Source organism: Streptomyces canus, from assembly GCF_030815415.1.
Lineage (GTDB): Bacteria > Actinomycetota > Actinomycetes > Streptomycetales > Streptomycetaceae > Streptomyces > Streptomyces canus_F.
Window position 1 is genome coordinate 2,443,829 of the sequence record NZ_JAUSWW010000001.1, and the last position, 24,304, is coordinate 2,468,132.

The 24,304-nt window shown below is 70.4% G+C and carries 21 protein-coding genes and 1 pseudogene; 9 read left to right on the forward strand and 13 right to left on the reverse strand.

Annotation, left to right across the window (positions count from 1 at the left end; all coding sequences use genetic code 11):
- Positions 1-41 precede the first annotated feature (41 nt).
- From QF037_RS51445 to QF037_RS11440, 6 genes are all read right to left on the reverse strand, one after another.
- Positions 42-419 (reverse strand): thiamine pyrophosphate-binding protein, encoded by a 378-nt coding sequence (locus tag QF037_RS51445; protein WP_307024223.1) that lies wholly within the window; start codon positions 417-419, stop codon positions 42-44.
- 14 nt (positions 420-433) lie between these two features.
- Positions 434-1,963, reverse strand: coding sequence for an FMN-binding glutamate synthase family protein (locus QF037_RS11420; RefSeq protein ID WP_373463951.1), 1,530 nt, complete (start codon positions 1,961-1,963; stop codon positions 434-436).
- A 358-nt stretch (positions 1,964-2,321) separates the two neighbouring features.
- Positions 2,322-3,116 (reverse strand): PAQR family membrane homeostasis protein TrhA, encoded by a 795-nt coding sequence (trhA, locus tag QF037_RS11425; RefSeq protein ID WP_307024227.1) that lies wholly within the window; start codon positions 3,114-3,116, stop codon positions 2,322-2,324.
- A 62-nt stretch (positions 3,117-3,178) separates the two neighbouring features.
- Positions 3,179-3,511 carry a MerR family transcriptional regulator gene (locus QF037_RS11430; protein WP_307021770.1) on the reverse strand — a complete coding sequence of 111 codons (333 nt, stop codon included), beginning with the start codon at positions 3,509-3,511 and terminating at the stop codon, positions 3,179-3,181.
- Positions 3,512-4,441: 930 nt separating this feature from the next.
- Positions 4,442-4,612, reverse strand: a complete 171-nt coding sequence (locus QF037_RS11435; protein WP_307024228.1) for a DUF5670 family protein — start codon at positions 4,610-4,612, stop codon at positions 4,442-4,444.
- A gap of 107 nt (positions 4,613-4,719) precedes the next feature.
- Complete coding sequence (locus QF037_RS11440) at positions 4,720-5,139, reverse strand: ATP-binding protein (protein WP_307024229.1); 420 nt, start codon at positions 5,137-5,139, stop codon at positions 4,720-4,722.
- Between the two features lie 220 nt (positions 5,140-5,359).
- Between QF037_RS11440 and QF037_RS11445 the strand changes: the two genes are divergently transcribed.
- A complete protein-coding gene (locus QF037_RS11445) occupies positions 5,360-5,728 on the forward strand; it encodes an STAS domain-containing protein (RefSeq protein WP_307024231.1) in 369 nt (122 codons plus the stop codon).
- 169 nt (positions 5,729-5,897) lie between these two features.
- On the opposite strand, the gene QF037_RS11450 is transcribed toward QF037_RS11445, so the two are convergent.
- Positions 5,898-6,689 (reverse strand): hypothetical protein, encoded by a 792-nt coding sequence (locus QF037_RS11450; RefSeq protein WP_307024233.1) that lies wholly within the window; start codon positions 6,687-6,689, stop codon positions 5,898-5,900.
- Positions 6,686-7,321, reverse strand: coding sequence for an ABC transporter ATP-binding protein (locus tag QF037_RS11455; RefSeq protein WP_307024235.1), 636 nt, complete (start codon positions 7,319-7,321; stop codon positions 6,686-6,688). The genes QF037_RS11450 and QF037_RS11455 overlap by 4 nt, the downstream gene beginning before the upstream one ends.
- A gap of 256 nt (positions 7,322-7,577) precedes the next feature.
- Between QF037_RS11455 and QF037_RS11460 the strand changes: the two genes are divergently transcribed.
- The 5 genes and pseudogenes from QF037_RS11460 (at position 7,578) to QF037_RS11480 (ending at position 15,324) form a co-directional block, all read left to right on the forward strand.
- Entirely contained in the window at positions 7,578-8,807 is a 1,230-nt protein-coding gene (locus QF037_RS11460) for a flavin-containing monooxygenase (RefSeq protein ID WP_307024237.1), read from the forward strand.
- Between the two features lie 226 nt (positions 8,808-9,033).
- Positions 9,034-10,842 carry a methylmalonyl-CoA mutase family protein gene (locus tag QF037_RS11465; protein ID WP_307024239.1) on the forward strand — a complete coding sequence of 603 codons (1,809 nt, stop codon included), beginning with the start codon at positions 9,034-9,036 and terminating at the stop codon, positions 10,840-10,842.
- The gene (scpA, locus tag QF037_RS11470; RefSeq protein WP_307024241.1) at positions 10,842-13,025 is read left to right on the forward strand and encodes a methylmalonyl-CoA mutase; all 2,184 of its coding nucleotides are present in this window, start codon (positions 10,842-10,844) and stop codon (positions 13,023-13,025) included. Before QF037_RS11465 ends, scpA begins: the two co-directional genes overlap by 1 nt.
- Positions 13,022-14,000, forward strand: a pseudogene (gene meaB, locus QF037_RS11475) (methylmalonyl Co-A mutase-associated GTPase MeaB). The gene scpA and the pseudogene meaB overlap by 4 nt, the downstream one beginning before the upstream one ends.
- 190 nt (positions 14,001-14,190) lie before the next feature.
- The gene (locus QF037_RS11480) at positions 14,191-15,324 is read left to right on the forward strand and encodes an FAD-dependent monooxygenase (protein ID WP_307024243.1); all 1,134 of its coding nucleotides are present in this window, start codon (positions 14,191-14,193) and stop codon (positions 15,322-15,324) included.
- Between the two features lie 3 nt (positions 15,325-15,327).
- On the opposite strand, the gene QF037_RS11485 is transcribed toward QF037_RS11480, so the two are convergent.
- The 3 genes from QF037_RS11485 to QF037_RS11495 form a co-directional block, all read right to left on the reverse strand.
- Positions 15,328-16,023: an alpha/beta fold hydrolase gene (locus QF037_RS11485; RefSeq protein ID WP_307024245.1), complete on the reverse strand. Its 696-nt coding sequence runs from the start codon at positions 16,021-16,023 to the stop codon at positions 15,328-15,330.
- Positions 16,024-16,056: 33 nt separating this feature from the next.
- Positions 16,057-16,797: a class I SAM-dependent DNA methyltransferase gene (locus tag QF037_RS11490; protein WP_307024247.1), complete on the reverse strand. Its 741-nt coding sequence runs from the start codon at positions 16,795-16,797 to the stop codon at positions 16,057-16,059.
- Positions 16,798-17,435: 638 nt separating this feature from the next.
- The gene (locus QF037_RS11495) at positions 17,436-17,843 is read right to left on the reverse strand and encodes a (2Fe-2S) ferredoxin domain-containing protein (protein ID WP_307024248.1); all 408 of its coding nucleotides are present in this window, start codon (positions 17,841-17,843) and stop codon (positions 17,436-17,438) included.
- A gap of 205 nt (positions 17,844-18,048) precedes the next feature.
- On the opposite strand from QF037_RS11495, the gene QF037_RS11500 reads away from it, so the two are divergent.
- The 3 genes from QF037_RS11500 to QF037_RS11510 all read left to right on the forward strand — a co-directional run bounded on the left by QF037_RS11500 (position 18,049) and on the right by QF037_RS11510 (position 21,880).
- A complete protein-coding gene (locus tag QF037_RS11500; RefSeq protein WP_307024250.1) occupies positions 18,049-19,548 on the forward strand; it encodes a family 43 glycosylhydrolase in 1,500 nt (499 codons plus the stop codon).
- Between the two features lie 25 nt (positions 19,549-19,573).
- On the forward strand, positions 19,574-21,025 hold the full coding sequence (locus QF037_RS11505) for a family 43 glycosylhydrolase (RefSeq protein WP_307024251.1): 1,452 nt from the start codon (positions 19,574-19,576) through the stop codon (positions 21,023-21,025).
- 66 nt (positions 21,026-21,091) lie between these two features.
- Positions 21,092-21,880, forward strand: a complete 789-nt coding sequence (locus tag QF037_RS11510) for a polysaccharide deacetylase family protein (protein WP_307024254.1) — start codon at positions 21,092-21,094, stop codon at positions 21,878-21,880.
- A 15-nt stretch (positions 21,881-21,895) separates the two neighbouring features.
- Here QF037_RS11510 and QF037_RS11515 read toward each other — a convergent pair whose 3' ends face one another.
- Both QF037_RS11515 and QF037_RS11520 read right to left on the reverse strand, forming a co-directional pair.
- Positions 21,896-23,110 (reverse strand): cytochrome P450, encoded by a 1,215-nt coding sequence (locus tag QF037_RS11515; protein WP_307024257.1) that lies wholly within the window; start codon positions 23,108-23,110, stop codon positions 21,896-21,898.
- Between the two features lie 134 nt (positions 23,111-23,244).
- On the reverse strand, positions 23,245-24,258 hold the full coding sequence (locus QF037_RS11520) for a DUF2278 family protein (protein ID WP_307024258.1): 1,014 nt from the start codon (positions 24,256-24,258) through the stop codon (positions 23,245-23,247).
- Positions 24,259-24,304: the final 46 nt, after the last annotated feature.

The window sequence follows — 24,304 nt, forward strand, 5'->3', positions numbered from 1 at the left end:
CCCCGGCTGCCGACGCGCACACCGCGAACTCCGGGAAAGTTTCAGTGCCCGCTCCCCTCTCCGTGGCTGCGCACGACCTCCTTCATCTTGGCCACCGCGTAGCCCCACCCCTGCTCGACCGTCGGCTTTGCGGGAACGGCGATCTCGTCGGGGTTGGTGAGGACGTCGAGAAGGACCGGGCCCTCGGTGCGGAACGCCCGGCGTACGCTGTCCTCGAGTTCGGCGGGGTCCGAAGTCGGGATTGTCGAGCACGCGAACGCCGCCGCCTCCTCGTGCCGGCACCCCACCCATTCGAGACTCTCCGTGGTGCGGATGGCGTCCGTGACGGGGTTGAGGGCGTCTCCCACGACGCCGAAGACCTGGCGTACGCCGAGTTCGCCCAAGGCGTCCACGATGACTCGGGCGACGGTACGGGCCACTTTGATCCTCCAGGTCACACGGTGAAACGGTCGGGGTCGGCGGCCTGCCAGTCGGCCGCCCACGAGGCGGGCGGCTCGGCGAGCAACTGCCCTGGCGCCAGCCACTCGTACAGCTCCGCGTAGGAACGTTCGGTGCAGGGGTCGACGCGCCGATGGAGCATGTGCGGACGCAGCTCCGCGGGATCGGTGACCCCCATGGACGCCATGATCTGCAGCGCGCCGGCCACGGTCGCCTCCTGGAAGCGCCGGACGCGCGGCGTCTTGTCCCCGACGTCGAGGGCGCGGGCCCGGCGCGGGTCCTGGGTCGTGACACCGGTGGGGCAGGTGTTGGTGTGGCACCGCTGAGCCTGGATGCAGCCGACGGCGAACATCATCGCCCGTGCCGCGTTGCCGTAGTCGGCTCCCTGCACCATGCGTTTGACCAGATCGGCACCGGTGGCGATCTTGCCGCTCGCACCGATCCTGACCCGGTCGCGCAGCCCCGCGCCGACGAGGGCGTTGTGCACCGTGAGCAGCCCCTCGGTGAGCGGGGCACCCACATGGTCCGCGAACTCCAGCGGCGCGGCACCGGTCCCGCCCTCGGCTCCGTCGACCACGATGAAGTCGGGTGCCGTTCCCTCCTCCAGCATGGCCTTGCACACGGCGAGGAACTGCCGGCGCGAGCCCACACAGAGCTTGAAGCCCGCAGGCTTCCCGCCGGACAACTCACGCATGCGGGCGATGAAACGGACGAGTTCGCGCGGGGTGGAGAAGACACGGTGGTACGGCGGTGAGACGACCGTCCGCCCTTCCGGCACGTCTCGTACCCGGGCGATCTCCGCGTTGACCTTGGCACCCGGCAGCACTCCCCCGATCCCGGGCTTGGCTCCCTGCGAGAGCTTCAGGGACACGCACTTGACGTGCTCGTGCGCGGCCTTGTCCGCGAACTCGGCCGCGTCGAAATCGCCCCTCTCGGTGCGACAGCCGAAGTACCCGGTGCCGATCTCCCAGACGAGGTCGCCCCCCGGACGCAGGTGGTAGTCCGACAGGCCGCCCTCACCGGTGTCATGGGCGAAACCTCCGGCCGCTGCGCCCCCGTTCAGCGCGAGGATCGCGTTGGCCGACAGCGAGCCGAAGCTCATCGCCGACACATTCAGCAGCGCCATGTCGTAGGGGCGGGCACAGTCGGGACCACCGATGCGCACCCGCGGTGGGGTCTGCGGCACCGCGCGAGGCGCCATGGAGGGGACGAGGAACTCGTGGCCGGGCTGGTACACGTCCCGCTCGGTGCCGAACGGCTCTTCGGCGTCGGTGCCCTTCGCCCGCTCGTAGACGATGCTGCGCACATCCCGGTCGAAGGGGCGCCCGTCGTAGTTCCGCTCGATGAAGTACTGCTGAAGTTCTGGACGAATCCGTTCCAGGAGGTAACGGGCATGCCCCAGGACCGGATAGTTGCGCAGCACCGAGTGCCGGGGCTGCAGCAGGTCCCAGGAACCCAGCAGCGCCAGGAGCGCGAGCGGGAGGGCGGCGAACAGCCAGTAGGGCGAGACCTCGAACGAGACCACGGCCGCCGCGATGGCGACCACCCAGGTCAGGACGGTGATTCCGACGCGTGTCACTCCTGGCACATTGCCTGGAGACCGCACTCCATGCGCGTCCCCCGCCCCAAGAGACGACAAAGCGCACGGCGTCCCCGGTCGTACGGAGGAGCCGGCGGCTGTCAGGAACCCTTGGCGACCGGTTCGAGGATCGCCACGCACTCCAAGGAGTCCGCCACCGATGTGCCGAGTGGAACGGCCCACGACAACGCCGACGTCGCGCCGCTGCCGGACGGGGTCGTGCACAGTCGGCCAGGTGCCGAACTCCTGCCCGGACAGTCACATTGCACCATCGGACCCGGCGTCTGCCCGCTGCGTGACACCGTCATGTGGCTGCGAGGAGGATGGCGGTGTAGTGGGCGGTGAAGGCGGCGATGGTCAGGGTATGGAAGACCTCGTGGAAGCCGAACCAGGCCGGTGAGGGGTCCGGGCGCTTGAGTCCGTAGACGACGGCGCCCGCGGTGTAGAGCAGCCCGCCGGCGGTGACGAGTACGACGACGGCGGTGCCGCCGGTGCGGGCGAAGTCGGGGAGGTTGAAGACGGCCACCCAGCCCAGCGCGATGTAGCACGGGGTGTACAGCCAGCGGGGAGCCCCGATCCACAGGATGCGGAAGGCGATGCCGGCCAGGGCGCCCGCCCACACCACGCTCAACAGCACCAGCCGCCGGCTCCCGGGCAGCAGCAGTACCGCCAGCGGGGTGTAGGTGCCGGCGATGATCAGGAAGATGTTGGCGTGGTCCAGCCGCCGTAGCACCGCCTCCCCGCGCGGGCCCCACGTGCCGCGGTGGTAGACCGCGCTGGTACCGAACAGCAGACAGGCCGACAGCGCGTACACCGAGCAGGCCGCCACTGACGCGCCGGTGCGCGAAACGGCGATCAGGACGATGCCCCCGGCCAACGCCAGGGGGAACACGCCGGCGTGCAGCCAGCCGCGCATCCGCGGCTTCAGCGCAGCCGCCGCCCGCTCCACCCCGCCTTCCAGCCGACTGGCGCTCTGACCGGCGGCCGGCCGGTCGGTCGCGTCGGCAGGCGCGGGGGTGGGCAGGGTGTCGGGCGGGGTGTCGGGGCGGGAGTCGAAGTCCCGTCCGTGTACCGGCGGCTGGGCATCGTCGGCGATCATGCGCTCATATTCCTGATGTGGGCGGGAGAGTGCGGTCTGGTGCTGTCGCCGTGGAGTGCGGGTCAGGTGTTGGCCGGGTGCCGGGGTGCGGTGCGGCGGTATTCGGCGTTGATGCGCTGGGCTTCTTCGAGCTGGTCTTCGAGGATGATGATGCGGCAGGCGGCCTCGATGGGGGTTCCCTGGTCGACAAGTTCGCGGGCGCGTGCGGCGATGCGCAGCTGGTAGCGGGAGTAGCGGCGGTGTCCGCCCGCGGAGCGCAGCGGGGTGATGAGGCGGGCGTCTCCGATGGCGCGCAGGAAGCCCTGGGTGGTGCCGAGCATGTCGGCCGCCCGGCCCATGGTGTAGGCGGGGTAGTCGTCATCGTCGAGACGGCGGTAGGAGTCGTCTGCTGTCATCTGACCTCTCTGGACCACGTGGAGGGCCCTGGCGCCGTACGGCGCCAGGGCCCGAAGGAACTGCTACACCATCTGCCGGCCCTGTTGCTGCGCCGGCCTTCTGTCACCGCACACCCGGCCGACCTGCTGCCGGGAATGCTGGGATCGCGGTTGCCTGACCGGAGACCACCTCACTATCGATGTCCTGCGGTACCCGGACTCACAAGCCGTCCGGGCGATCCTGATGGCGACCAATTCCTCCGTTCTTTCCCTCTGGGATCAATCACTTACTCAGGGGACTGCGTACTACTGGGTGATGCGACCTGCTCAGCGGCCTGTGACAGCGCCGCGCTTCGGCAGCCAGCCCCGTTCGCCTGTCCTGCGTCTGCTCTGGCTTGGAACCCCACTGCCGAACCTCCCGGTGCGCGCGCCCGCAGCCGACGCCTTCACCGAGGTGCTGCTCACTGACTTCACTGCTGGGTACTGCTCACGGCGGCCCCTGATCACTGCGGGCCACCCGGTCCGGTCGTCAGCCCCGTCACCGTCCTGCAAAAACCCTGGCTTCGGAACTCCACCACCGCACCGCCCTGCGCACTGCAACTACGTACTGCTGCCTGGCAGTTCGTGTCTGCCGGGCCCTGCTGTCCCTCTGGGTTACGAGAGAAACCATAGCCAGATCCACCACCGAATGTCTACTCCAGCCAGAACAGATTTCTTTGAACTCTACGGTGAGATAAAGGCTGCGGCCCGAGGCCGGTTCCTGCTGGAGGTGCCAGAGTTCCCTTGCCGGCACAGGTATCGGCCCCGGACCTGACCGGACGCGTACCCGCGCGGAGACCGGCGAGACAACCAGCCGTGTGTGCAGAGCGTGAGAGATACCCGGACATGGCGGTGGGGGCGCACCGGCGATCAGTGCGCCCCCACTCACATCTGGTGTCCGGTCAACGCCGCTTACCAGCGATACCAGCGGCCACGCTTTCCACCTGCCCCGGTGGAGCGGGCAAAGAAGCCGATCAGCCAGATCACCAGGACGATCACGGCGATCCACCACAGGGCCTTGAGGGCGAACCCGGCGCCGAAGAGGAGCAGGGCGAGCAGCAGAACCACTATCAGGGGAACCATGGTTATCAACCTCCGTCCCGCCGTGTGCCCGGGCTTGATCTCCGTACACGTCGAACGTTTATTTGTTTCTTATCCGCCGCTCGGGGCATCCGACCGGGCTTCTTGACTCAACGGCGGGCGATATCGCTGCTGGAGGCGTCGGACAGGGCGATGCGGGCCGTGATGCGCTTACCGACCGGCTCCTGCTCGGTGAACAGGGCTTCGGTGACGGCCTCGACAATCTCCAGGCCGTGCTGGCCGATCCGGTCGGGATCAGCGGCCCGGGCAGCGGGAACGGAGGGGTCGCTGTCCCACACGACGACGTCCACGGCGCAGGCGCTGATGCGCAGTTCCAGCAGGACAGGGCCGGGAGCGTACTTGCGGGCGTTGGTGACCAACTCGCTGACCACCAGCTGGGTGAGGTCCCTCGCGCGCGCGGGCACGGGCAGGTGACGGTCGGTCTCGGCCTTCTCGAGGAAGGCGACGGCGTGGTGGCGGGCTTCGGCGATGCAGCCGTCGTACCCACTCAGGGCGTAGCCGGCGCGCATCAGGCATCCACTCGTGGCCCTGCAGTCGTCACCGTCGGCATCGGATCCCACTGGCCTCGCCCTCATTCCCCATACATGAGTGCGCGAGTACCCACCCTCCCTGCGTACATGGCAGACACACGTTGTTCGGCAGCCGCCCGAATGCATCCAGCCAGAACGGTGGGGCAGAATCATCCGCGCACGCCCTGCCCGGACCAGCCCAGGCGCAGTCGAGGAGACGGTGAGCGACATCCAGAAGGAAGACCGGCCAGGCCGGTTCTCCGTCAGGCCCGAAGTGGTCGACGGCGTCCTCGTCGTGACCGTGCACGGCGAGATCGACCACGACGTCAAGGACACCCTCAGCCAGGCGCTGACCTCCGAGGACGGCATGCCGCCGCCCCTGCGGATCGTGGCGGATCTCAGCGGTGTGACCTTCATGGACTCCAGCGGGATCAACGTCCTCATCACCGCCCACCGGAGAGTGAGCCAGGCTCAGGGGTGGCTGCGCATCGCCGGCGCCCAGGAGTCCGTCCTACGTCTGCTGCAGATGGTCGGCGTCGACACCTTCATCCCCTGCCACCCCACCCTCGAGCAGGCTCTGAACGCCTGACCGCCCCTGCTCCTGTACGGCGCCGGCCGCGGCGTTGACGTCGGGTTCTCCTTCACGACGGGGCCGAACGCACGGTATGCGCCCACCGCACTCCTGTCGGACAGACAAGGGCGACGGTCCGCAGGCGTCACGTCGGCCGACTCCCCTGCGCGCCGGACTCCTTGATTGATCACCCTGCCTGGACTCGCTTCCTGTGGAACCACGGGGAGCGGGAAGGGCGGTGAGTGTGCAGGACGAGCAGCGCCAGGGCGCCGGTCGCTGCGGACCAGGTGAGGGAGAGCAGGCCGTGGGACCAGGGGATGTGGGGAGTGAGGGCTGAGCCCAGCGCCAGCTGATTCACGCCGTACAGAGGAAGCGCGGACACGCCCGCCACGTCCATGAGGGTGTTGAAGACGGGGTTCTGCAGGCCGGTGTCGACCAGGCTGAGCATGATGATGAGGAAGAAGCCCTCCAGCTCGCCGCGGACCAGAGAGCCGAGCAGAAGGCCGATGCCGCCGTAGGCGAGGCCGGCGCCTGCAAGGGCCAGCGCCAGGGGGCCTGCGTGGCGTACGGGCAGGGAGATCCACAGCAGGATCGTGGTGTAGAAGGCCAGCAGGGCGGCGGGGAGGGCGACGGCGGCAAGTTTCGCCAGCAGTATCGGCAGCCGGGGGTAGCCGGCCAGCAGCAGACGTCGGTCCATCTCTCGGGACTGAAAGGTCTCCGTGAACGTGATGAACCCGGCGACCATGGTGACCGCGCCCAGCGCGCTGGCCACCTGGCCCACCTGGCTGGCCGGGGCGGAGACGGGGGCGCTGATGGCGGCCAGCCAGATGCGTACTACCTGGTCGGAGGTGCACAGGCGGGCCACGGCGATCCAGACCGGGATGAACGCGACCGCCAGAACCAACGCCAGCCGGTTGCGCAGGTGGCCCCGCAGGGTGCAGCGCAGCAGCTCGGTGAATGCCTGCCACGAGAGCCTCAACGGTCGGTCTTCTCGAAGTGCAGGCACCCATCGCGCAGATGAGCGATCGCGTCGAAGTGGTGCAGGTCGTACAGCAGGTGTGCCACCACGATGATCGACCGGCCCTGATCACGCAGTGCGGCGGCCAGGGTCCAGAACCGCTGATGGGTGTCCCAGTCGAAGCCCTGGTAGGGCTCGTCCAGGACCAGCAACTGCGGATCGTGCATGAGGGCGACCAGCAGGTTCAGCTTCTGTCGCGTTCCGCCACTGAGCTCGCCCACCTGCTGTCGGCGGCAGCCGGTCAGCGCCAGCAGCTCCATCAGCTCGTGGGCGCGCTCCAGCGTCGGCAACCGATAGGCCATCTGGAACAGCCGCAGATGCTGGCCCACGGTGAACGCCTCGTTCAGTACCGCCCGTTGCGGGCAGTACCCCACGGCGCCGGTCCGGGTCACCGTTCCGCGGTCGGGTGCGAGGTGCCCTACGGCGATCTGCAGCAGAGTGCTCTTGCCCGCCCCGTTCTCACCGACGACTCCTACCAGCGTCCCGGCGGGCACATCGAGGTCGACGTCGCGCAGGACCTGCTTGTTGCCGTACGCCTTGCTGACTCCGCTGATCCGCAGCCGTGGCCGGTGGCGCGTCGTTACTGCCTGCACATGAGCCTCTCAGAAGATCGGACAGGTGGAGCGGGCCGACCCCTGAACGCTCAGCCGCGCCGGGCTCGAACGGTCCGGCCCCGAGCGGGCCGTTCCCCTTCGCGAGGTGGCGCGCCACTGCCCGGTGTCAACGAGCCCGTACCGCCGGTGTCACGGCAGCCCCCGGGGCCCCTGTGCACGGTCGGTATCGCCACTGGGCAGGGTCTGCACCCCTGTTGAACGTGACGTGAGCGGCGGTCCGCCGTTGTAGGAGGCGATGCCCCCGACACCACAGCGAGACTTCAGCGCTCCCACGATCGTGATCGGAGCCGGCCCCCACGGCCTGGCGGTCGCCGCGTTGCTGCGCCGCTCCGGAGTACCGGCCGTGATCCTGGAACGGTCGGACCGGGTGGGAGCGAGTTGGGCGCAACGCTATGACCATCTACGCCTGCACACCACCCCCGGCGCCTCGAAACTGCCCGGCCTGTCGGTGCCGCGCCAGGCGGGCCCGTGGGTGAGCCGGGACGACTACGTGCGATACCTGGAGCGTTACGTCACCCATCACCGACTCGACGTCCGGGTGGCCACCCCGGTGCAGCGCATCGAGCGGGCCGCGCCGGGCTCGGGAGCCCAGTGGCTGGTCCACACCCCCGGCGGTGTGGTGCCCACGGATGCGGTCGTGGTGGCCACCGGCCGCTGCCACACCCCGAACCTCCCCGACTGGCCCGGGCGTTCGGCCTTCACCGGCACGCTGCTGCACTCGGCCCACTACCGCTCTCCGGCTCCCTACCAAGGGCAGGACGTCCTGGTGGTCGGTGCCGGCAACAGCGGTACCGAGATCGCCCGCGCCCTGGCCGGGGCCGGAGCCGGACGGGTACGGATCGCCGTGCGTACTCCACCCAATATCCTGCCCCGCTCCAGCGCCCGATGGCATGCGGTCGGCAGGCTGACAGAAGCTCTCCCGCTCGCGTGGCGCGACCGCACCTCCCTGCTCACGCAACGTCTCTCGGTGCCCGACCTGACCTCGCGGGGACTGCCGCGGCCCCGCACGGGCCTGTACACCCGCAATGCCCGCGAAGGGGTCAACCCGGTGCTCGACCACGGCTTCGTGGATGCCGTCCGGTCCGGGCGGGTCGAGCCGGTGGCGACCGTCCAGGGGTTCGACGGCCCCGACGTGGTACTGACCGAAGGCACCCGACTGCGACCCGACACGGTCATCGCCGCCACCGGGTACCGGCCCGGCCTCCGCCACCTGGTCGGGTCCCTGGGCGTACTCGACGAGGACGGGCAGCCCCTCACCACGGGGGCACAGACCCATCCCGAAGCCGCACGCCTGTACTTCGCCGGATACACCAATCCACTCACCGGTGTCCTTCGCCAGGCGGGCATCGAGGCACGCGCCATCGCCCACGCGTTCCGCCGCGAGACAGCGCGGGCACCCCTTCCCAGCCCCCGCGTCGCCGACCGCACCGCCGACACCCGCCGCGGAGGGCACGCTCCGAGCTGACGCGGCCTCGGAAGCTCGGCCCTTCGGCAAGCGCTCAAGATCACTCTCAACGGCTGTCATCCGACAGCCGTCATGGGATGGGCGTGGTCTGCGTCAGTCTGTACGTCATTTTCAAGCACCGTGACTGGCTCTGGCGGGCGGGTGGGCGGCGTCACAGTGACCGCGAGGGAAACGTCACAGGCGTTCCTCTGCTCCGGCTGGAGCCCGCTGGCCTAGCATCCGACGCATGACGGTCCTGCCTGACGACGGGCTTGAGCTGGCCGGTGAGTTCCCTGACGTTCCCCACGAGCAGTGGCAGCGCCTCGTGGCGGGTGTCCTGCGCAAGGCGGGCAAGGACGTCGAGGACTCCGCGGCCGAGGAAGCCCTGTCCACCGCGCTGGAGGACGGGTTGCGCACCCGGCCTCTGTACTCCGCGCTCGATGCCGCGCCCGACCCCGGCCTGCCCGGTTTCGCCCCCTTCGTACGCGCGGGGCGCCCCGAAGGGAACACGGTCGGCGGCTGGGACGTACGGCAGCGGCACACGGCGGCCGACGGCGCCGCCGTCCTGGCCGACCTGGAGAACGGCGTCGGCTCGCTGTGGCTGGGCGTCGGCGAGGGCGCCATCCCGGTGGCGTCGCTGGGCCGCGTCCTCGACGGCGTCTACCTCGACCTGGCGCCGGTCGTCCTCGACGCCGGAACCGAACTCGAGCCCGCCGCACGGGAGTTGCTGCGGCTGTACGAGGAGCGCGGCGTCGCCAGGGAGGCGGCGCGCGGCAATCTGGGCGCCGACCCGCTCGGCCACGAGGCCCGTACCGGGCAGCGCCAGGACGCCGCGCCGGTGGCCGCGCTCGCCCGGCAGTGCGCCGAGGAGTACCCGGGGCTGCGGGCGCTGACCGTGGACGCGCTGCCGTACCACGAGGCCGGCGGCTCGGCCGCGCAGGAGCTCGGCGCCTCGCTGGCGACCGGTGTCGCGTATCTGCGGCTCCTCACCGAGGCCGGGCTGAGTGTCGAACAGGCCTGCGGGCAGCTGGAGTTCCGGTACGCGGCGACCGCCGACCAGTTCCTGACGATCGCCAAGCTGCGGGCCGCGCGGCGGCTGTGGGCCCGGGTCGCCGAGGTCTGCGGGGCGCCGGGCGCGGGGGCGCAGCTCCAGCACGCGGTGACCTCTCCGGTGATGATGACGCGTCGCGACCCGTGGGTGAACATGCTGCGCGCGACCATCGCCACGCTGGCCGCCGGTGCGGGCGGTGCCGAGTCCGTCACCGTGCTGCCCTTCGACGACGCGCTCGGGCTGCCGGACGCGTTCGCGCGGCGCATCGCCCGCAACACCTCGACGATCCTCATCGAGGAGTCGCACCTGGCCCGGGTCATCGACCCGGCGGGCGGCTCCTGGTACGTGGAGCGGCTCACCGACGAACTCGCCCACGCGGGCTGGGAGTTCTTCCAGGAGATCGAGCGGGCGGGCGGCCAGGCGGCCGCCCTGCGCTCCGGACTGCTCCGCGACCGGCTCGCCGAGACCTGGACCGCGCGCAGCGCCAAGCTCGCCAAGCGGCGGGAGCCCATCACCGGCGTCAGCGAGTTCCCGCACCTGGGCGAGAAGCCCGTCGTGCGCGAGCCCGCGCCCGAACCGCCGTCCGGCGGCCTGCCCCGGGTCCGGCGCGACGAGGCGTACGAGGCGCTGCGCGCCCGCTCCGACGCCCATCTGGCCGCGACCGGCGCCCGGCCCAGGATCTTCCTGGCGGCCCTGGGGCCGGCCGCCGCCCACACCGCCCGGCTCACCTTCGCGGCCAACCTCTTCCAGGCGGGCGGCATCGAGCCCGTCACCGGGGGCACGTTCGAGGACAGCGGGGCCGGCGAGGTCTGTCTGTGCTCCAGCGACGCCCTGTACGAGGAGCGGGCCGAGAGTGCGGCGGCCGAGCTGAGGGCCGCCAGTGCCTCGCATGTGTCCCTCGCGGGGCGGCCCGGGCAGTACGCCGGTGTCGACTCGTACGTCTTCGCGGGCTGTGACGCGGTCGCCGTCCTGTCCGCCACCCTCGACCGCATGGGAGTGTCCTGATGACCACCCCCTCCGTCCCCGACTTCTCCGGGATCGAACTGGGGGCCCCGGCCCCCGCCGGCGGCACCGACGAGTGGCAGGCGGCGCTCAAGAAGGCGGCCGGCGGCGACGACCTGCTGTGGGAGACCCCGGAGGGCATCCCGGTCAAGCCCCTCTACACCGGGCAGGACCTGGAGGGCCTGGACTTCCTGGCGACCTACCCGGGCGCGGCCCCGTATCTGCGCGGCCCCTACCCGACGATGTACGTCAACCAGCCCTGGACGATCCGCCAGTACGCGGGCTTCTCCACCGCCGAGGAGTCCAACGCCTTCTACCGGCGCAACCTCGCGGCCGGCCAGAAGGGCCTGTCGATCGCCTTCGACCTGCCCACCCACCGCGGTTACGACAGCGACCATCCGCGGGTGACCGGTGACGTCGGCATGGCGGGCGTGGCCATCGACTCCATCTACGACATGCGGCAGCTGTTCGACGGGATCCCGCTGGACAAGATGACGGTGTCGATGACGATGAACGGCGCCGTGCTGCCGGTGCTCGCGCTGTACATCGTGGCGGCGGAGGAACAGGGCGTACCGCCTGACAAGCTGGCCGGGACCATCCAGAACGACATCCTCAAGGAGTTCATGGTCCGCAACACCTACATCTATCCGCCGACGCCGTCGATGCGGATCATCTCCGACATCTTCGCGTACACCTCGCAGCGGATGCCGCGCTACAACTCCATCTCCATCTCCGGCTACCACATCCAGGAAGCCGGTGCGACGGCCGACCTGGAGCTGGCGTACACCCTCGCAGACGGTGTGGAGTACATCCGGGCGGGCCGTGAAGCGGGCCTGGACGTGGACGCGTTCGCGCCCCGGCTCTCCTTCTTCTGGGCGATCGGCATGAACTTCTTCATGGAGATCGCCAAGCTGCGCGCGGCCCGTCTGCTGTGGGCGAAGCTGGTGAAGCAGTTCGACCCGCAGAACGCCAAGTCGCTGTCCCTGCGCACCCATTCGCAGACCTCGGGCTGGTCGCTGACCGCGCAGGACGTGTTCAACAACGTCACGCGCACTTGCGTCGAGGCGATGGCCGCCACCCAGGGCCACACCCAGTCGCTGCACACCAACGCCCTCGACGAGGCGCTCGCGCTGCCCACCGACTTCTCGGCGCGCATCGCCCGCAACACCCAGCTCCTCCTCCAGCAGGAGTCCGGCACGACCCGCGTCATCGACCCGTGGGGCGGCAGCGCGTACGTGGAGAAGCTGACGTACGACCTCGCGCGCCGGGCCTGGCAGCACATCCAGGAGGTCGAGGCGGCCGGCGGCATGGCCAAGGCCATCGACGCGGGCATCCCCAAGCTGCGCATCGAGGAGGCGGCGGCCCGTACCCAGGCCCGTATCGACTCCGGGCGCCAGCCGGTGATCGGTGTCAACAAGTACCGCGTCGAGACCGACGAGAAGATCGACGTCCTCAAGGTCGACAACTCCTCGGTGCGCACCCAGCAGATCGAGAAGCTGCGGCGGCTGCGCGCGGAGCGGGACGAGCAGGCGTGCCAGGACTCGCTGGACGCGCTCACCCGGGCGGCCGGCGGCGAGGGCAACCTGCTGGAGCTGGCGGTGAACGCGGCCCGCGCCAAGGCCACCGTCGGGGAGATCTCGGACGCCCTGGAGAAGGTGTACGGGCGGCACGCGAGCCAGATCCGTACGATCTCCGGCGTGTACCGCAACGAAGCCGGCGAGTCCCCGTCCGTGGACCGCACCCGCGTCCTGGTGTCCGACTTCGCCGAGGAGGAGGGCCGACGGCCGCGCATCCTGGTCGCCAAGATGGGCCAGGACGGCCATGACCGCGGCCAGAAGGTCATCGCCACCGCCTTCGCCGACCTCGGCTTCGACGTCGACGTCGGCCCCCTGTTCCAGACGCCGGCCGAGGTGGCCCGGCAGGCCGTCGAGGCGGACGTGCACATCGTCGGCGTCTCCTCGCTGGCCGCAGGGCATCTCACCCTCGTACCGGCGCTCAGGGAGCAGCTGGCCGAGGAGGGCCGCGAGGACATCATGATCGTGGTCGGCGGGGTGATCCCGCCGCAGGACGTTCCCACACTCCTGGAGATGGGCGCGGCCGCCGTCTTCCCGCCGGGGACGGTGATCCCGGACGCGGCGTACGACCTGGTCAAGCGACTGTCGGACGACCTCGGGCACGACCTGTGATCGATGTCGACGCGTATGTGAAGGGTGTGCTCGACGGCAAGCGTGCGCTCGTCGCCCGCGCCATCACGCTCGTCGAGTCGACCCGTCCCCGGCACCGGGCGCTGGCCCAGGAGTTGCTCACCGAGCTGCTCCCGCACAGCGGCCGGGGCCCGGCGGATCGGGATCAGCGGGGTACCGGGGGTGGGCAAGTCGACGTTCATCGACGCGTTCGGCACCCAGCTCACCGGCCAGGGCCATCGGGTCGCCGTCCTCGCCGTCGACCCGTCGTCGAGTCGTACGGGCGGCTCCATCCTGGGCGACAAGACCCGGATGGAGCGCCTCGCCGTGGACCCGGCGGCGTTCGTGCGCCCCTCCCCCAGCGCGGGCACGCTCGGCGGCGTCGCCAAGGCGACCCGCGAGTCGATGGTCGTGATGGAGGCGGCCGGCTACGACGTGATCCTGGTCGAGACGGTCGGCGTCGGCCAGTCCGAGACCGCTGTGGCGAACATGGTCGACTCCTTCCTGCTCCTGTCCCTCGCCCGTACCGGCGACCAGCTCCAGGGCATCAAGAAGGGCGTCCTGGAGCTGGCCGACGTGATCGCGGTGAACAAGGCGGACGGCCCGCACCAGCGGGACGCGCAGGCCGCGGCCCGGGAGTTGGCGGGTGCGCTTCGGCTGATGCACGGCAAGGACGCGTTCTGGACGCCGCCGGTGCTGAGTTGCAGCGCGCGTGAGTCGACGGGCCTGGACACCGTGTGGGAGCGGCTCGAGCAGCACCGCACCCTGCTGGACTCGACCGGGCGGCTCGCCGCCAAGCGCCGTGACCAGCAGGTCGACTGGACGTGGAGCATGGTCCGCGACGAGCTCCTCGGCCGGCTGCACGCCGATCCCGCGGTACGCGCGCTGGCGCCCGGGCTCGAACAGCAGGTCAGGAAAGGTGAGTTGACGGCGACGCTGGCCGCGGAGCGGATCCTCGGAGCGTTCGGGGAGAACTGACCCCGCCAGGGCCGGCCACCGTCCTCATGCGGGCGAGCACCTGGCGACCTGCGGTAGCGGAGGTGGTCCTCAGCGGTGACCGTGCGCACGGGCGTCGCCCGGCCGCGGCTCCCGGCACACTCGGACCGCACACGCGCGCTCAACACCCCTGCTCAGATGTCCAGTTGACCTCGGCGTGTACGGTCGTGGCATGGCGCGCATCCTGGTCATCGGCGGTGGAACTGGCGGTACGGCGACGGCACTCGCCCTGCACAAGGCGGGCTTCGACGTCGAAGTGCACGAGGCACATCCCGACACGGCGGAGGACCTTGGCGCGTTCCTCACCCTGGCCGGCAACGGCATGCGGGCGCTCGCGCAGATCGACGCCACCGACGCGGTCACCGCGATCGGCTTCCCGTTGCGCTCGATGCGGCTGCTCGACGCGACGGGCGCCGAGGTGGCCACGGGCCCGCTCGGCGAGGCCGACGACCCGCTCCTGCGGTTCCGCTGCTTGCGCCGCGGCGACCTCAACTCGGCGTTGCAGAAGGAGGCTTCCCGCCGGGGCGTCCCCGTCCGGCACAGCGCTCGGCTCGCCTCCGTCGAGGAGGGCCCCGACAGCGTCACCGCCCGCTTCACCGACGGCAGCAGCGCGACGGGCGACCTCCTCATCGGCGCCGACGGCCTCAACTCCACCGTCCGGAAGGCCATAGCGCCCGACGCACGCCCCGTCTACGCGGCCCAGCGCGTCTTCTACGGCCGCACGCGCGACGCCCGACCGCCCGGCGAGGGCGAGCAGTTCACCATGGTGCGGTGCAGCGAGGCCGCCTTCGGGTACACGGTGTCGCCCGACGGGGAGACCTACTGGTTCGCCCGCGTGACCGACGACCCGCTGACCGCCGAGGAGCTGACCCGCGGCGGATGGCGCGACCCGCTGGTGTCGCTGCTGCGCCGGGACACCGGCCCCGCCGCGGACATCGTGGCGGCCACAGGACCCGGCACCGGCGATGTGCTGGTCACCAACGCCACCGAGATACCCCCGGGCACCCCCTGGCGCTCCGCGCGGACCCTGCTCGTCGGCGACGCGGCCCACGGGGCCTCCCCCGCGACCGGACAGGGCGCCTCGATGGCCCTGGAGGACGCCGTCGTGCTCGCCAAGTCCCTGCGCGACACACCGGACACCGGCACCGGGCTCGCCCTGTACGAGGCGCTGCGCCGCCCGCGCGTGGAGCACAACACGGTGGTCAGCGGGAGCCTGTCCCGCGGAGGCCGGGGCGGTACCGTCCCCCGGCCCCGGGAGGAGGACCTCCCCCGGCTCCTCGACTGGGACACGGCCGTCTCCGGGTGACCGTCAGATCCAGCCGTCGAGGGACTTCATGAACCCGTCGAAGTCGTCGCGGTGGATGGTGTGCCCCGCGCCGGTCACCGTACGGACCTCGAAACCGCTCGCCCGCAGCCGCACCACGTCGTCGGCGCCGACCAGGTGACTGGGGTCGGCGAGCTGGACCAGGGAGGGCACGGCCGGGCGGTCGGGGACGAAGCCGGTGAGCGGGCGGCCGTCGAGGAAGTACGAGGTGTCCGCGTCCCAGTCCGCCAGCGTGGCCGCCTCCACGTCGATGTCCTCGGCCGCCCAGTGCGGGTTGAACCGCGCTATGTGCTCGCGGGTGAGGTTCTTGGCGGACGCGAACGCCTCGGGGTCCAGCGGCTGTTCGGGGTTGCGGGCCGACCAGGCCGGGTCCGAGTAGACCGCCCGCAGAGGGCGTAGCCGGTCCACGGCCAGGGAGAGGGTCAGCCCGCCGAGGGAGTGCCCGACGGCGAGGTCGGCTCCCGTCGGCAGCGTGTCGACGAGGTCGTCGGCGAAGTGCCGAGGGCTGTACTCGCCGCGCGGCGAGAGACCGTGGCCGCGCAGGTCGACCGCGATGACCCGGTAGCCGTGGTCGGCGAGCGCCGGGCCGACGCGGCGCCAGGTACGGGAGTCGGACATGATGCCGTGCATGAGCAGGGCGGTTCTGTCGCCGGTGCCCCATTCACGGGTGTGGAGTCGCACGTCGGGCCTTTCGTTCCGGTGGGTTCGCCGCGGTCAGTCCGCGGGTTTCTCCCATACGGAAACATGGCCGGCGCTGTCGCTGGTGAAGGGGTCCCTCGTCCACCCTTCCCAGCGTTCGCGCAGCCGCAGTCCGGCGAGCTGTGCCATGAGGTCGAGTTCGGCGGGCCAGACGTAACGGAAGGGGATCTCGTCGTACGTCCCGCGCCCGTCGACGACGCTCACATGATGCGAACTCATCCGCTGCGTGGCCACGTCGTAGGTGTCGAACCCCAGTCGCCGCGACCCGACATGGAACGGCACGGTGTTCTGCCCGGGCGGCAGCTTCCGCAGCTCGGGGACCATGACCTCGATGACGAAGGTGCCCCCGGGCGCCAGATGGGCGGCGACGTTGCGGAAGCACGCCACCTGCTCCTCCTGCGTCGTCAGGTTCATGATCGTGTTGAAGACCAGGTAGGCGACGGTGAAGACGCCGTCCACCTTCGTCGTCGCGAAGTCGCCGATCGACACCCCGATCGCGTCTCCGCCGGGCTTGGCGCGCAGCCGTTCGACCATCGCGCGGGACAGGTCGATGCCGTGCACCGGTACGCCGCGCGCGGCCAGGGGGAGCGCGATACGGCCGGTCCCGACGCCGAGTTCGAGCGCCCGGCCGTCACCGGCCAGTTCCGCGAGGAAGGTGACCGCCGGGTCGATGGTGTGCGGCTGGAACATGTCCGACGCGGGGTCGTCGTAGGTCGCCGCGATGTGCTCTGCGAAGTAGCCGTCCTCGTGATCCACGAACGGACGGTACGTCGGCGGCGGCCTCTCGCGCACGTCAATTCGGCCCTGCGTCCGGTCAGTTGAATCGGAGTTGTGCCCCAACGTCGGCTCCTGCCATCGCGGCGCCGGCGGCCATCAGGGCGACCGTGCGGGTGGTGACGCCGCTGCGGCGGGCGAACGAGACGTAGAGCGTACGACCGAGGGTCTGGCGCGCGTCCGAGTCCGAGCGCCCGGACCGCGGCCGCCGGGCCGGCCCCGTGTGCCGTGAGCAGCGGGACGAGGGCATACAGCGCGGACCGTTGAGGGGGAGCGCAGCGCAAGGACCAGGCGCCGCCGCGGTGACGCCGGGGGCCACGGAACGCACAGGGCCAGGGCGTGGGCGGGGCGGTGTCGGCCGAGAGGGTCGCGGCCAGGGCCGTGTACGTGGCGCGCCGGCCGAAGTGGTCGGTGAGAACGGCTGTCAGGGGCACGAAGACGGTGGAGGCGCCGCCGACGAGGGGGACGACGGTGAGCGCTCGGACCCGGTCCTCGCCCCACCAGCGGTGACGGCGACCCAGGCGAGCTGTCCCGAGCGGGCCGGCTGCCGAGGCGGTGCGGGTTGTCCGGGGCCGGCACGCACGGGTCGCGTTGTCGGTGGTCGACCGACCGGGCAGGGGTCAGCGGCGGGCTCGTCGGACTTCGGGGCGGGGTGGTCGTATGAACTGCAGCGTGAGCGTGGCCGGGGGCTGCGCCATGCCGGGGCCGCCTGCCGCGGCCCAGGTCAGGACGTCGTCCGTGCAGTCGTCGTCGCCGGACCAGCCGACCCAGGTGGCGCGGCCACCGCGGCGGCGCCCCTCTCCCGAGGGCTGGACCACAAGGACGTTCGCCTGGTCGCACGGGCCGAGACAGTCGGTCGTACGGACGGCGAGACGGCCGCCGGACTCCGCGGCGGCGGCCTGCAACCGGTCGAGCTGCCACTGATGGTCGACGTCGGGATACTTGCTCGCGCTGCCGCAGCAGCAGCCCCGGCACACGACGAGCGTGCAGGGCCGTGAGGCCGCGGCCCCGAACACGACCGGACTCAACTCTGTCCCCTCCCCCGTCGGCGCCCACGCGACACCGTCGGCGATCAAGATGCACACACCGCCGCCTGCCCCGCAACTCCACCCGGGCGATCTCGGGACCAGAGCAGGCTCCTGTGACGAAAGCGTTGACGGGGGAATGTCCCCCTCCTATCTTCTGACCGACATAACGAACTACGTTCGAAATTACGGACAGGGACGGTCTCGTATGGTTCGGACTCGCCTCGGGAAACGCCGCAGACCTCTGCTGCTCTGCGTGCTGACCCTCCTGCTCGCACTGGTGTCGGCCACCCAGCCGGCGTCGGCGGCGGACGGTCGCCCGTACACCAATCCGCTGAAGTCGGCCAAGGGCGCCGATCCCTGGCTGGAGTACTACGACGGCAACTACTACCTGGTCACCACGACGTTCACCGGCATCCTCGGGATCCGCAAGTCGCCGACGCTGGCGGGCCTGGCCACCGCGCCCACCGTGCAGGTGTGGTCGGACACCACGTCGACCCGCAACACCAACATCTGGGCGCCGGAGCTGCATTTCCTCGACGGCCACTGGTACCTGTACTACTCGGCCGGTCAGAGCGGTGTCGCCTGCTGCGACTCGCAGCGCACGCATGTGCTGGAGAGTTCCGGCACCGACCCGATGGGGACGTACACCTACAAAGGGTCGCTGACCGGCTCCAATCTCACACCGGGCGGCTGGCTGATCGACGCGAGCGTGCTGAAGGCCAATGACAAGCTGTATCTGGTCGGCAGCGGGTTCATCAACGGCAGTACGCAGAGCCTCGTCATCGCGCCGATGAGCAACCCGTACACCCTCGCGAGCAACACCTTCACCGTCATCTCCAGCCCGACCCTGGACTGGGAGCGGTCCGGCAGCCCCGTCAACGAGGGGCCCGAGCCGCTGTACCGGGGCGGCCGCACCTTCCTTACCTACTCCGCGAGTTCCTGCCAGACCGCCGACTACAAGCTCGGACAGCTGGAGTTGACGGGCTCCGACCCGCTCAGCCCCGCCTCCTGGACCAAGAAGCAGACGCCGGTCTTCCAGCGCAATGACGCAGGCGGCGTGTACGGGCCGGGCCACAACGGCTTCTTCACCTCGCCGGACGGCACCGAGAACTGGATCGTCTACCACGCCAACTCGTCCTCGACCGGCGGCTGCGGCAACGGACGCACCACCCGCGCCCAGAAGTTCACCTGGAACGCCGACGGCACCCCGAACTTCGGCACCCCGGTCGCCCTCGGCACCACCCTGCCCGGCCCCTCCGGGGAGACGGCGGCGACCCCGACGTCGTACACCCTCGTGAACCGCAACAGCGGCAAGTGCCTGGACGTGAACGGCGGCGCCACCGCCGACGGGACCAACATCCTCCAGTGGACCTGCAACGGCGGGACCAACCAGAAATGGAAGCTGGAGGACCTGGGCGACGACACCAGCCGGCTGGTCAACGTGGCCACCGGCAAGATCGCCGATGTCGCCGAGTGCTCGACCGCGGACGGCGCGGACATCCGGCAGTGGTCGTGGCTGAACAACAAGTGCCAGCGCTTCCGGCTCGTGTTCACCGCCACCGGCGACTACGTCCGGATCGTCAACGAGTCCACCGGCAAGGTCGCCGACGTGGCCGACTGCTCCACCGCGAACGGCGCCGACGTACGCCAGTGGACCTGGCTGAACAACACCTGCCAGCAGTGGCGCCTCGTCCCCACCACCTGATCCTCGTCATTCCTGGAGAACTCCCTTGAGACGCAACGCCGTTCGCCTACTGCTGGCGATGCTGGTCGCACTCGCGGCCTGCCTCGTCGGCCCGGGCTCCCCCGCCGCCCAGGCCGCCGTGCCCGACTCCCCCGCCGTGACCTACACCAACCCGATCGCGGAGAAGCGGGCCGACCCGCACATCTTCAAACACACCGACGGCTACTACTACTTCACCGCGACGGTCCCCGAGTACGACCGCATCGTGCTGCGCCGCGCGACCACCATCCAGGGGCTGTCGACGGCAGCCGAGGTCACCATCTGGACCAAGCACACCAGCGGGGCGATGGGCGCGCACATCTGGGCGCCGGAGATCCACTTCATCGACGGCAAGTGGTACGTGTACTTCGCCGCCGGGTCCACCAGTGATGTGTGGGCGATCCGGATGTACGTCCTGGAGGGCACCGGCGCCAATCCGCTCACCGCGACCTGGGCCGAGAAGGGCCAGATCAAGACCACCTGGGAGAGCTTCTCGCTGGACGCGACCACCTTCGCCGTGAACGGTGTGCGCTATCTGGCGTGGGCGCAGCGCAACCCGTCGGAGGACAACAACACCAGCCTGTTCATAGCGAAGATGTCCAACCCCTGGACGATCAGCGGGACTCCGGCGGAGCTCTCGCAGCCGACGCTGTCGTGGGAGACCGTCGGCTACAAGGTCAACGAGGGTCCGGCGCTGATCCAGCACGGCTCCAAGGTCTTCATGACGTACTCGGCGAGCGCCACCGACGCCAACTACTGCCTCGGGATGCTGACCGCGTCGGCGACCGCCGATCTCACCAACCCGGCCTCCTGGACGAAGAGTCCGGCGCCGGTCTTCCAGACGAGCGCGGCGACCTCGCAGTACGGTCCGGGCCACAACTCCTTCACCGTCTCCGAGGACGGCAAGTCGGACATCCTCGTCTACCACGACCGCAGCTACAAGGACATCACCGGCGACCCGCTGAACGACCCGAACCGCCGTACCCGGGTGCAGAAGGTGTACTGGAAGTCCGACGGCACCCCCGACTTCGGCATCCCGGTCGCCGACGGGGTCACCCCGCAGCGCCTGTCGTCGTACAACTTCGCGGACCGCTTCATCCGGCACTGGGAGTACCGGGCCCGTATCGAGGCGAACGTCTCGCCGCTCGCCGACTCGCAGTTCCGGGTCGTCACCGGCCTCGCCGGCACCGGCACGGTCTCCCTGGAGTCGGCGAACTTCCCCGGGTACTTCCTGCGGCACAAGAACTTCGAGGTGTGGGTGGAGAAGAACGACGGCACCTCGGCCTTCGCCTCGTCCGCCAGCTTCTACCGGCGGGCCGGGCTGGCCGACTCGGCGGGGGTCTCCTACGAGTCGTACAACTACGCCGGCCGGTATGTGCGGCACTACAACTACCTGCTGTACGTGCAGGCGCTGAGCACCTCCACGGACCGGGCGGACGCCACCTTCTACGCCCAGTAGACGGTCCCGAAGGCATGATCGAATAGACTATACACTGCATGTATAATCGCTATATATAGTCCCGGTATGCCTTCTGCGACCAACAAGATGAACAAAACGGGGAACAGGTTCCGAGCGGCGCTGATGTCGGCGGCGGCGGCGTCCTTGGCGCTGTCGCTGACCGGCTGCGGATCGCTCGACACGACCGCGCCCAGCGCCGCTCGGAACCAGGCCGCGGCAACCGCCCAGACGGCCCGGTTCGGGACCGTCGACTGCCGCCAGGCCAAGTGCGTCGCGCTCACCTTCGACGCCGGGCCCAGCGAGCACTCCGCCCGGCTGCTCGACATCCTCGAGGAGAAGCAGGTCCCGGCGACCTTCTTCCTCCTCGGCAAACGGCACATCGAGAAATACCCGGACCTCGTCGGACGCATGGCCGACGAGGGCCACGAGGTGGCCAGCCACACCTGGGACCACAAGATCCTGACGAAGCTGACGCCCGAGGAGATACGCGAGGAACTGGAGCGCCCCAACAGGGAGATAGAGCGGCTCACCGGGCAGAGACCGACGCTCATGCGCCCGCCGCAGGGCAGAACGAACGACACCGTCCACGACATCTGCCGTGAGCTGGGCATGGCGGAGGTGCTGTGGAGCGTCACCGCCAAGGACTACAAGACGAACGACTCCGCGCTGATCCAGAAGCGCGTGCTCGACCAGGTGTCCCGCGACGGGATCATCCTGCTCCACGACCTCTACGACGGCACCGTGCCGGCCGTGCCCGGGATCATCGACGCGCTGAAGGCGCGGGGGTATGTCTTCGTGACCGTGCCGCAGTTGCTGGCCCCCGGGAAGGCCGAGCCGGGGAAGGTGTACCGCTGAGGCCCTTCGGGGCTTTCACCAGGTGAGGCGCAGACGGTACGGGGAACGGTGGATCATCGTGGGCCGCATCTCGACCGGCCGGTCGTCCGCCAGTCGCAGCCCGGGCAGCCGCCGGGTCAACTCCTCCAGAGTGAGCCGGAGTTGCTCACGGGCGAGCTGGGAGCCGGGGCAGCCGTGCACACCGACCCCGAAGGCGAGATGGCGGCCCGGAGCACGGGTGATGTCGAACGCGTCGGGGCGCGGATGGCGGGCGGCGTCCCGATTGGCGCCGCCGAAGGCCACGAACACCGTCGCTCCGGGCGGGAGTTCGGTCCCGGCGACAGTGACCGGGCCGGTGGTCACCCAGCGGAACCCCTGCAAGGCGCTGTCGTAGCGGGCGGCCTCCTCGACCGCCGCCGCTATCCGCGCCGGCTCGGCGCACAGCAGCTCCCACTGCTCCCGGTGCCGCAGCAGGTGCAGGACCGTCGTCCCGATGAGCGCGGTGGTGGTGAGATGCCCGGCGATCAGCAGGTTCTGAAGGTGGGCGACGAGCTCGTGCCGGTGCTCCAGGGTGAGGTCACCGGGCCCGGCGACGGCGCCGACGAGCTCCGTGCACAGGTCCTCACGGGGCGCGGCGTGCCGTTCCCGCACATACCGGTCCAGCGTGTGCTGCATCGCGACGACGTCCTCGGCGGCGGCGACCTGCTCGGCCTCCTCCAGCGGACGGAACAGCAGCTCCTCGGCACGATGACCGCCGTGCACGACGCCGGGCACGTCCTCGGGATCGAGGCCGACGATACGGCCGATGACGTCACCGGGAAGCTTTCCGGCGTACGCCGACATCAGCTCGACCTCGCCGTCCTCGGCGAACCCCTCGACCAGCTCGGCAGCACGCCCGGCGGCGTACGGCAGAACGCCGGCGACCCGCGCCGGCGAGAGCCCGCGGACGATCGGCGCGCGCAGTTCCTGATGCCGGGCGCCGTCGGAGGTGACGACGACGGGCCGCCCGCCGAAGCCGCCGCCGAGGACGGCGAGCGCGGCGGGCGAGGGCAGCACGTCCGGGATGAGCGCGTTGGCCGACGAGAAGTCCTCGGGCCTGCGCAGGACTTCCCGCACATCGGCGTCCCGGGCGACCAGCCAGGCGTCCAGCTCGTCCAGGTACGTCAGCCCGTCGGCCTGCCGCGCCCGCTCGTAGTGCGGATAGGGGTCGCGCTGCAACTCATCACGTCTCCCCAGCAGTTCACGGTCCACGGGGCGCCCTCCGGCCGCTGGTGGTGCGAGGTCGCGCTCATGGTGCCGTACGGGTGTACGGATGCGATAGATGCCATGACGTCAATGGGCCATGCCTGTCGCCCCGTTCACCCCACGCACCCCCGTGCATCCCGTCAGAAGACGACAGACCACCCCTCTCGTGCCGCCTGGTCCTTCGTGTACGAAACACCGTGCGCCTTGAGTCCCTTGGCGTCGAGCAGGGTGATCTCGCCGCCGTGGTTGCCGAGTTGGGCTCCGTCTGCGCCGAGCGGGACGACGAGACAGGCGCCGGGGGCGAGCGGACCGGTCGGCACCGGGGACTTCTGGCCCAGCCGGTCCCCGATGCGCCAGCCGGTGAGGTCGACGGGGTCGGGTGAGGCGTTGAGCAGGGTGACCGTCTCCGCCTCGGGTGCGGGGCCGCGCGGGTTGACGAGCGCCGCGACGATCCGGACGGGCAGGCTGTCCGGCTCGGGCCGGTTGCCCTCGACGTCCTCCAGGGCGTGGCCGGTGACGTCGTCCGTGTGCCAGGCCTGACTCTGGAAGGCGAGGAAGATCCCCACCCAGCGGTCCTGCCCCGGGAAGTGGATGAGGATCCCGCCGTCCTGCCAGACACCGTCGTCGCCACGGAACTTCCGGCTGTTGCCCTGGTTCATGTGGATGTCGTGGATGCCGTTGCCGGGCAGGAAGCCGAACACCTTGTCCTTGACGCGGGATTCGGGCCCGAAGCGCTCGCCGAAGACGTACAGCCGGGCGTCCGGGTCCGCGACGGCACGCCGTACGTAGTGATCGAGGATGTCGGCCAGGTCGTCGTCGGCGCCGGGGGCGTCCGGGGGCAGGGTGCGCATCTTCGCCGGGTCGAAGAGGTTGCCGCGCACGAAGTCGAGGTTCGGGCCGCCGGGGCCGGGCGGCAGGGGGTTCCAGCCGCTGCCGAGTCCCGCGAGCCGAGCCGTGACCGGGTGCCGGAAGTCCTCGTCGACGAGGTAGAGCAGCTCCGAGGGACGCTCCTGGGACAGCACATTGACTGCGGCGCGGTAGTGGACGCCCTGATCGTCGGTCAGATGGATCTGGTAGTGCGGGGTGTCGACGGCGCCCTCGCGCCGGGTGTCGACCGCCCGTGTGATCAGTACGCCGTAGGCCTTCAGTGGCATGGTGACCAACTCCCCCTGGGGCGGGCGGAATGCCCACCCATGGTCG

Bases quoted from the DNA above. Each gene is read 5' to 3' on its own strand.
- trhA (WP_307024227.1), bottom strand. From the start codon at position 3,116: ATGATCGCCGACGATGCCCAGCCGCCGGTACACGGACGGGACTTCGAC.
- QF037_RS11480 (WP_307024243.1), top strand. From the start codon at position 14,191: ATGGCGCGCATCCTGGTCATCGGCGGTGGAACTGGCGGTACGGCGACG.
- QF037_RS11440 (WP_307024229.1), bottom strand. From the start codon at position 5,139: ATGCGCGCCGGCTACGCCCTGAGTGGGTACGACGGCTGCATCGCCGAA.
- QF037_RS11430 (WP_307021770.1), bottom strand. From the start codon at position 3,511: ATGACAGCAGACGACTCCTACCGCCGTCTCGACGATGACGACTACCCC.
- QF037_RS11460 (WP_307024237.1), top strand. From the start codon at position 7,578: ATGCCCCCGACACCACAGCGAGACTTCAGCGCTCCCACGATCGTGATC.
- QF037_RS11500 (WP_307024250.1), top strand. From the start codon at position 18,049: ATGGTTCGGACTCGCCTCGGGAAACGCCGCAGACCTCTGCTGCTCTGC.
- QF037_RS11510 (WP_307024254.1), top strand. From the start codon at position 21,092: ATGCCTTCTGCGACCAACAAGATGAACAAAACGGGGAACAGGTTCCGA.
- QF037_RS11435 (WP_307024228.1), bottom strand. From the start codon at position 4,612: ATGGTTCCCCTGATAGTGGTTCTGCTGCTCGCCCTGCTCCTCTTCGGC.
- QF037_RS11465 (WP_307024239.1), top strand. From the start codon at position 9,034: ATGACGGTCCTGCCTGACGACGGGCTTGAGCTGGCCGGTGAGTTCCCT.
- QF037_RS11520 (WP_307024258.1), bottom strand. From the start codon at position 24,258: ATGCCACTGAAGGCCTACGGCGTACTGATCACACGGGCGGTCGACACC.
- scpA (WP_307024241.1), top strand. From the start codon at position 10,842: ATGACCACCCCCTCCGTCCCCGACTTCTCCGGGATCGAACTGGGGGCC.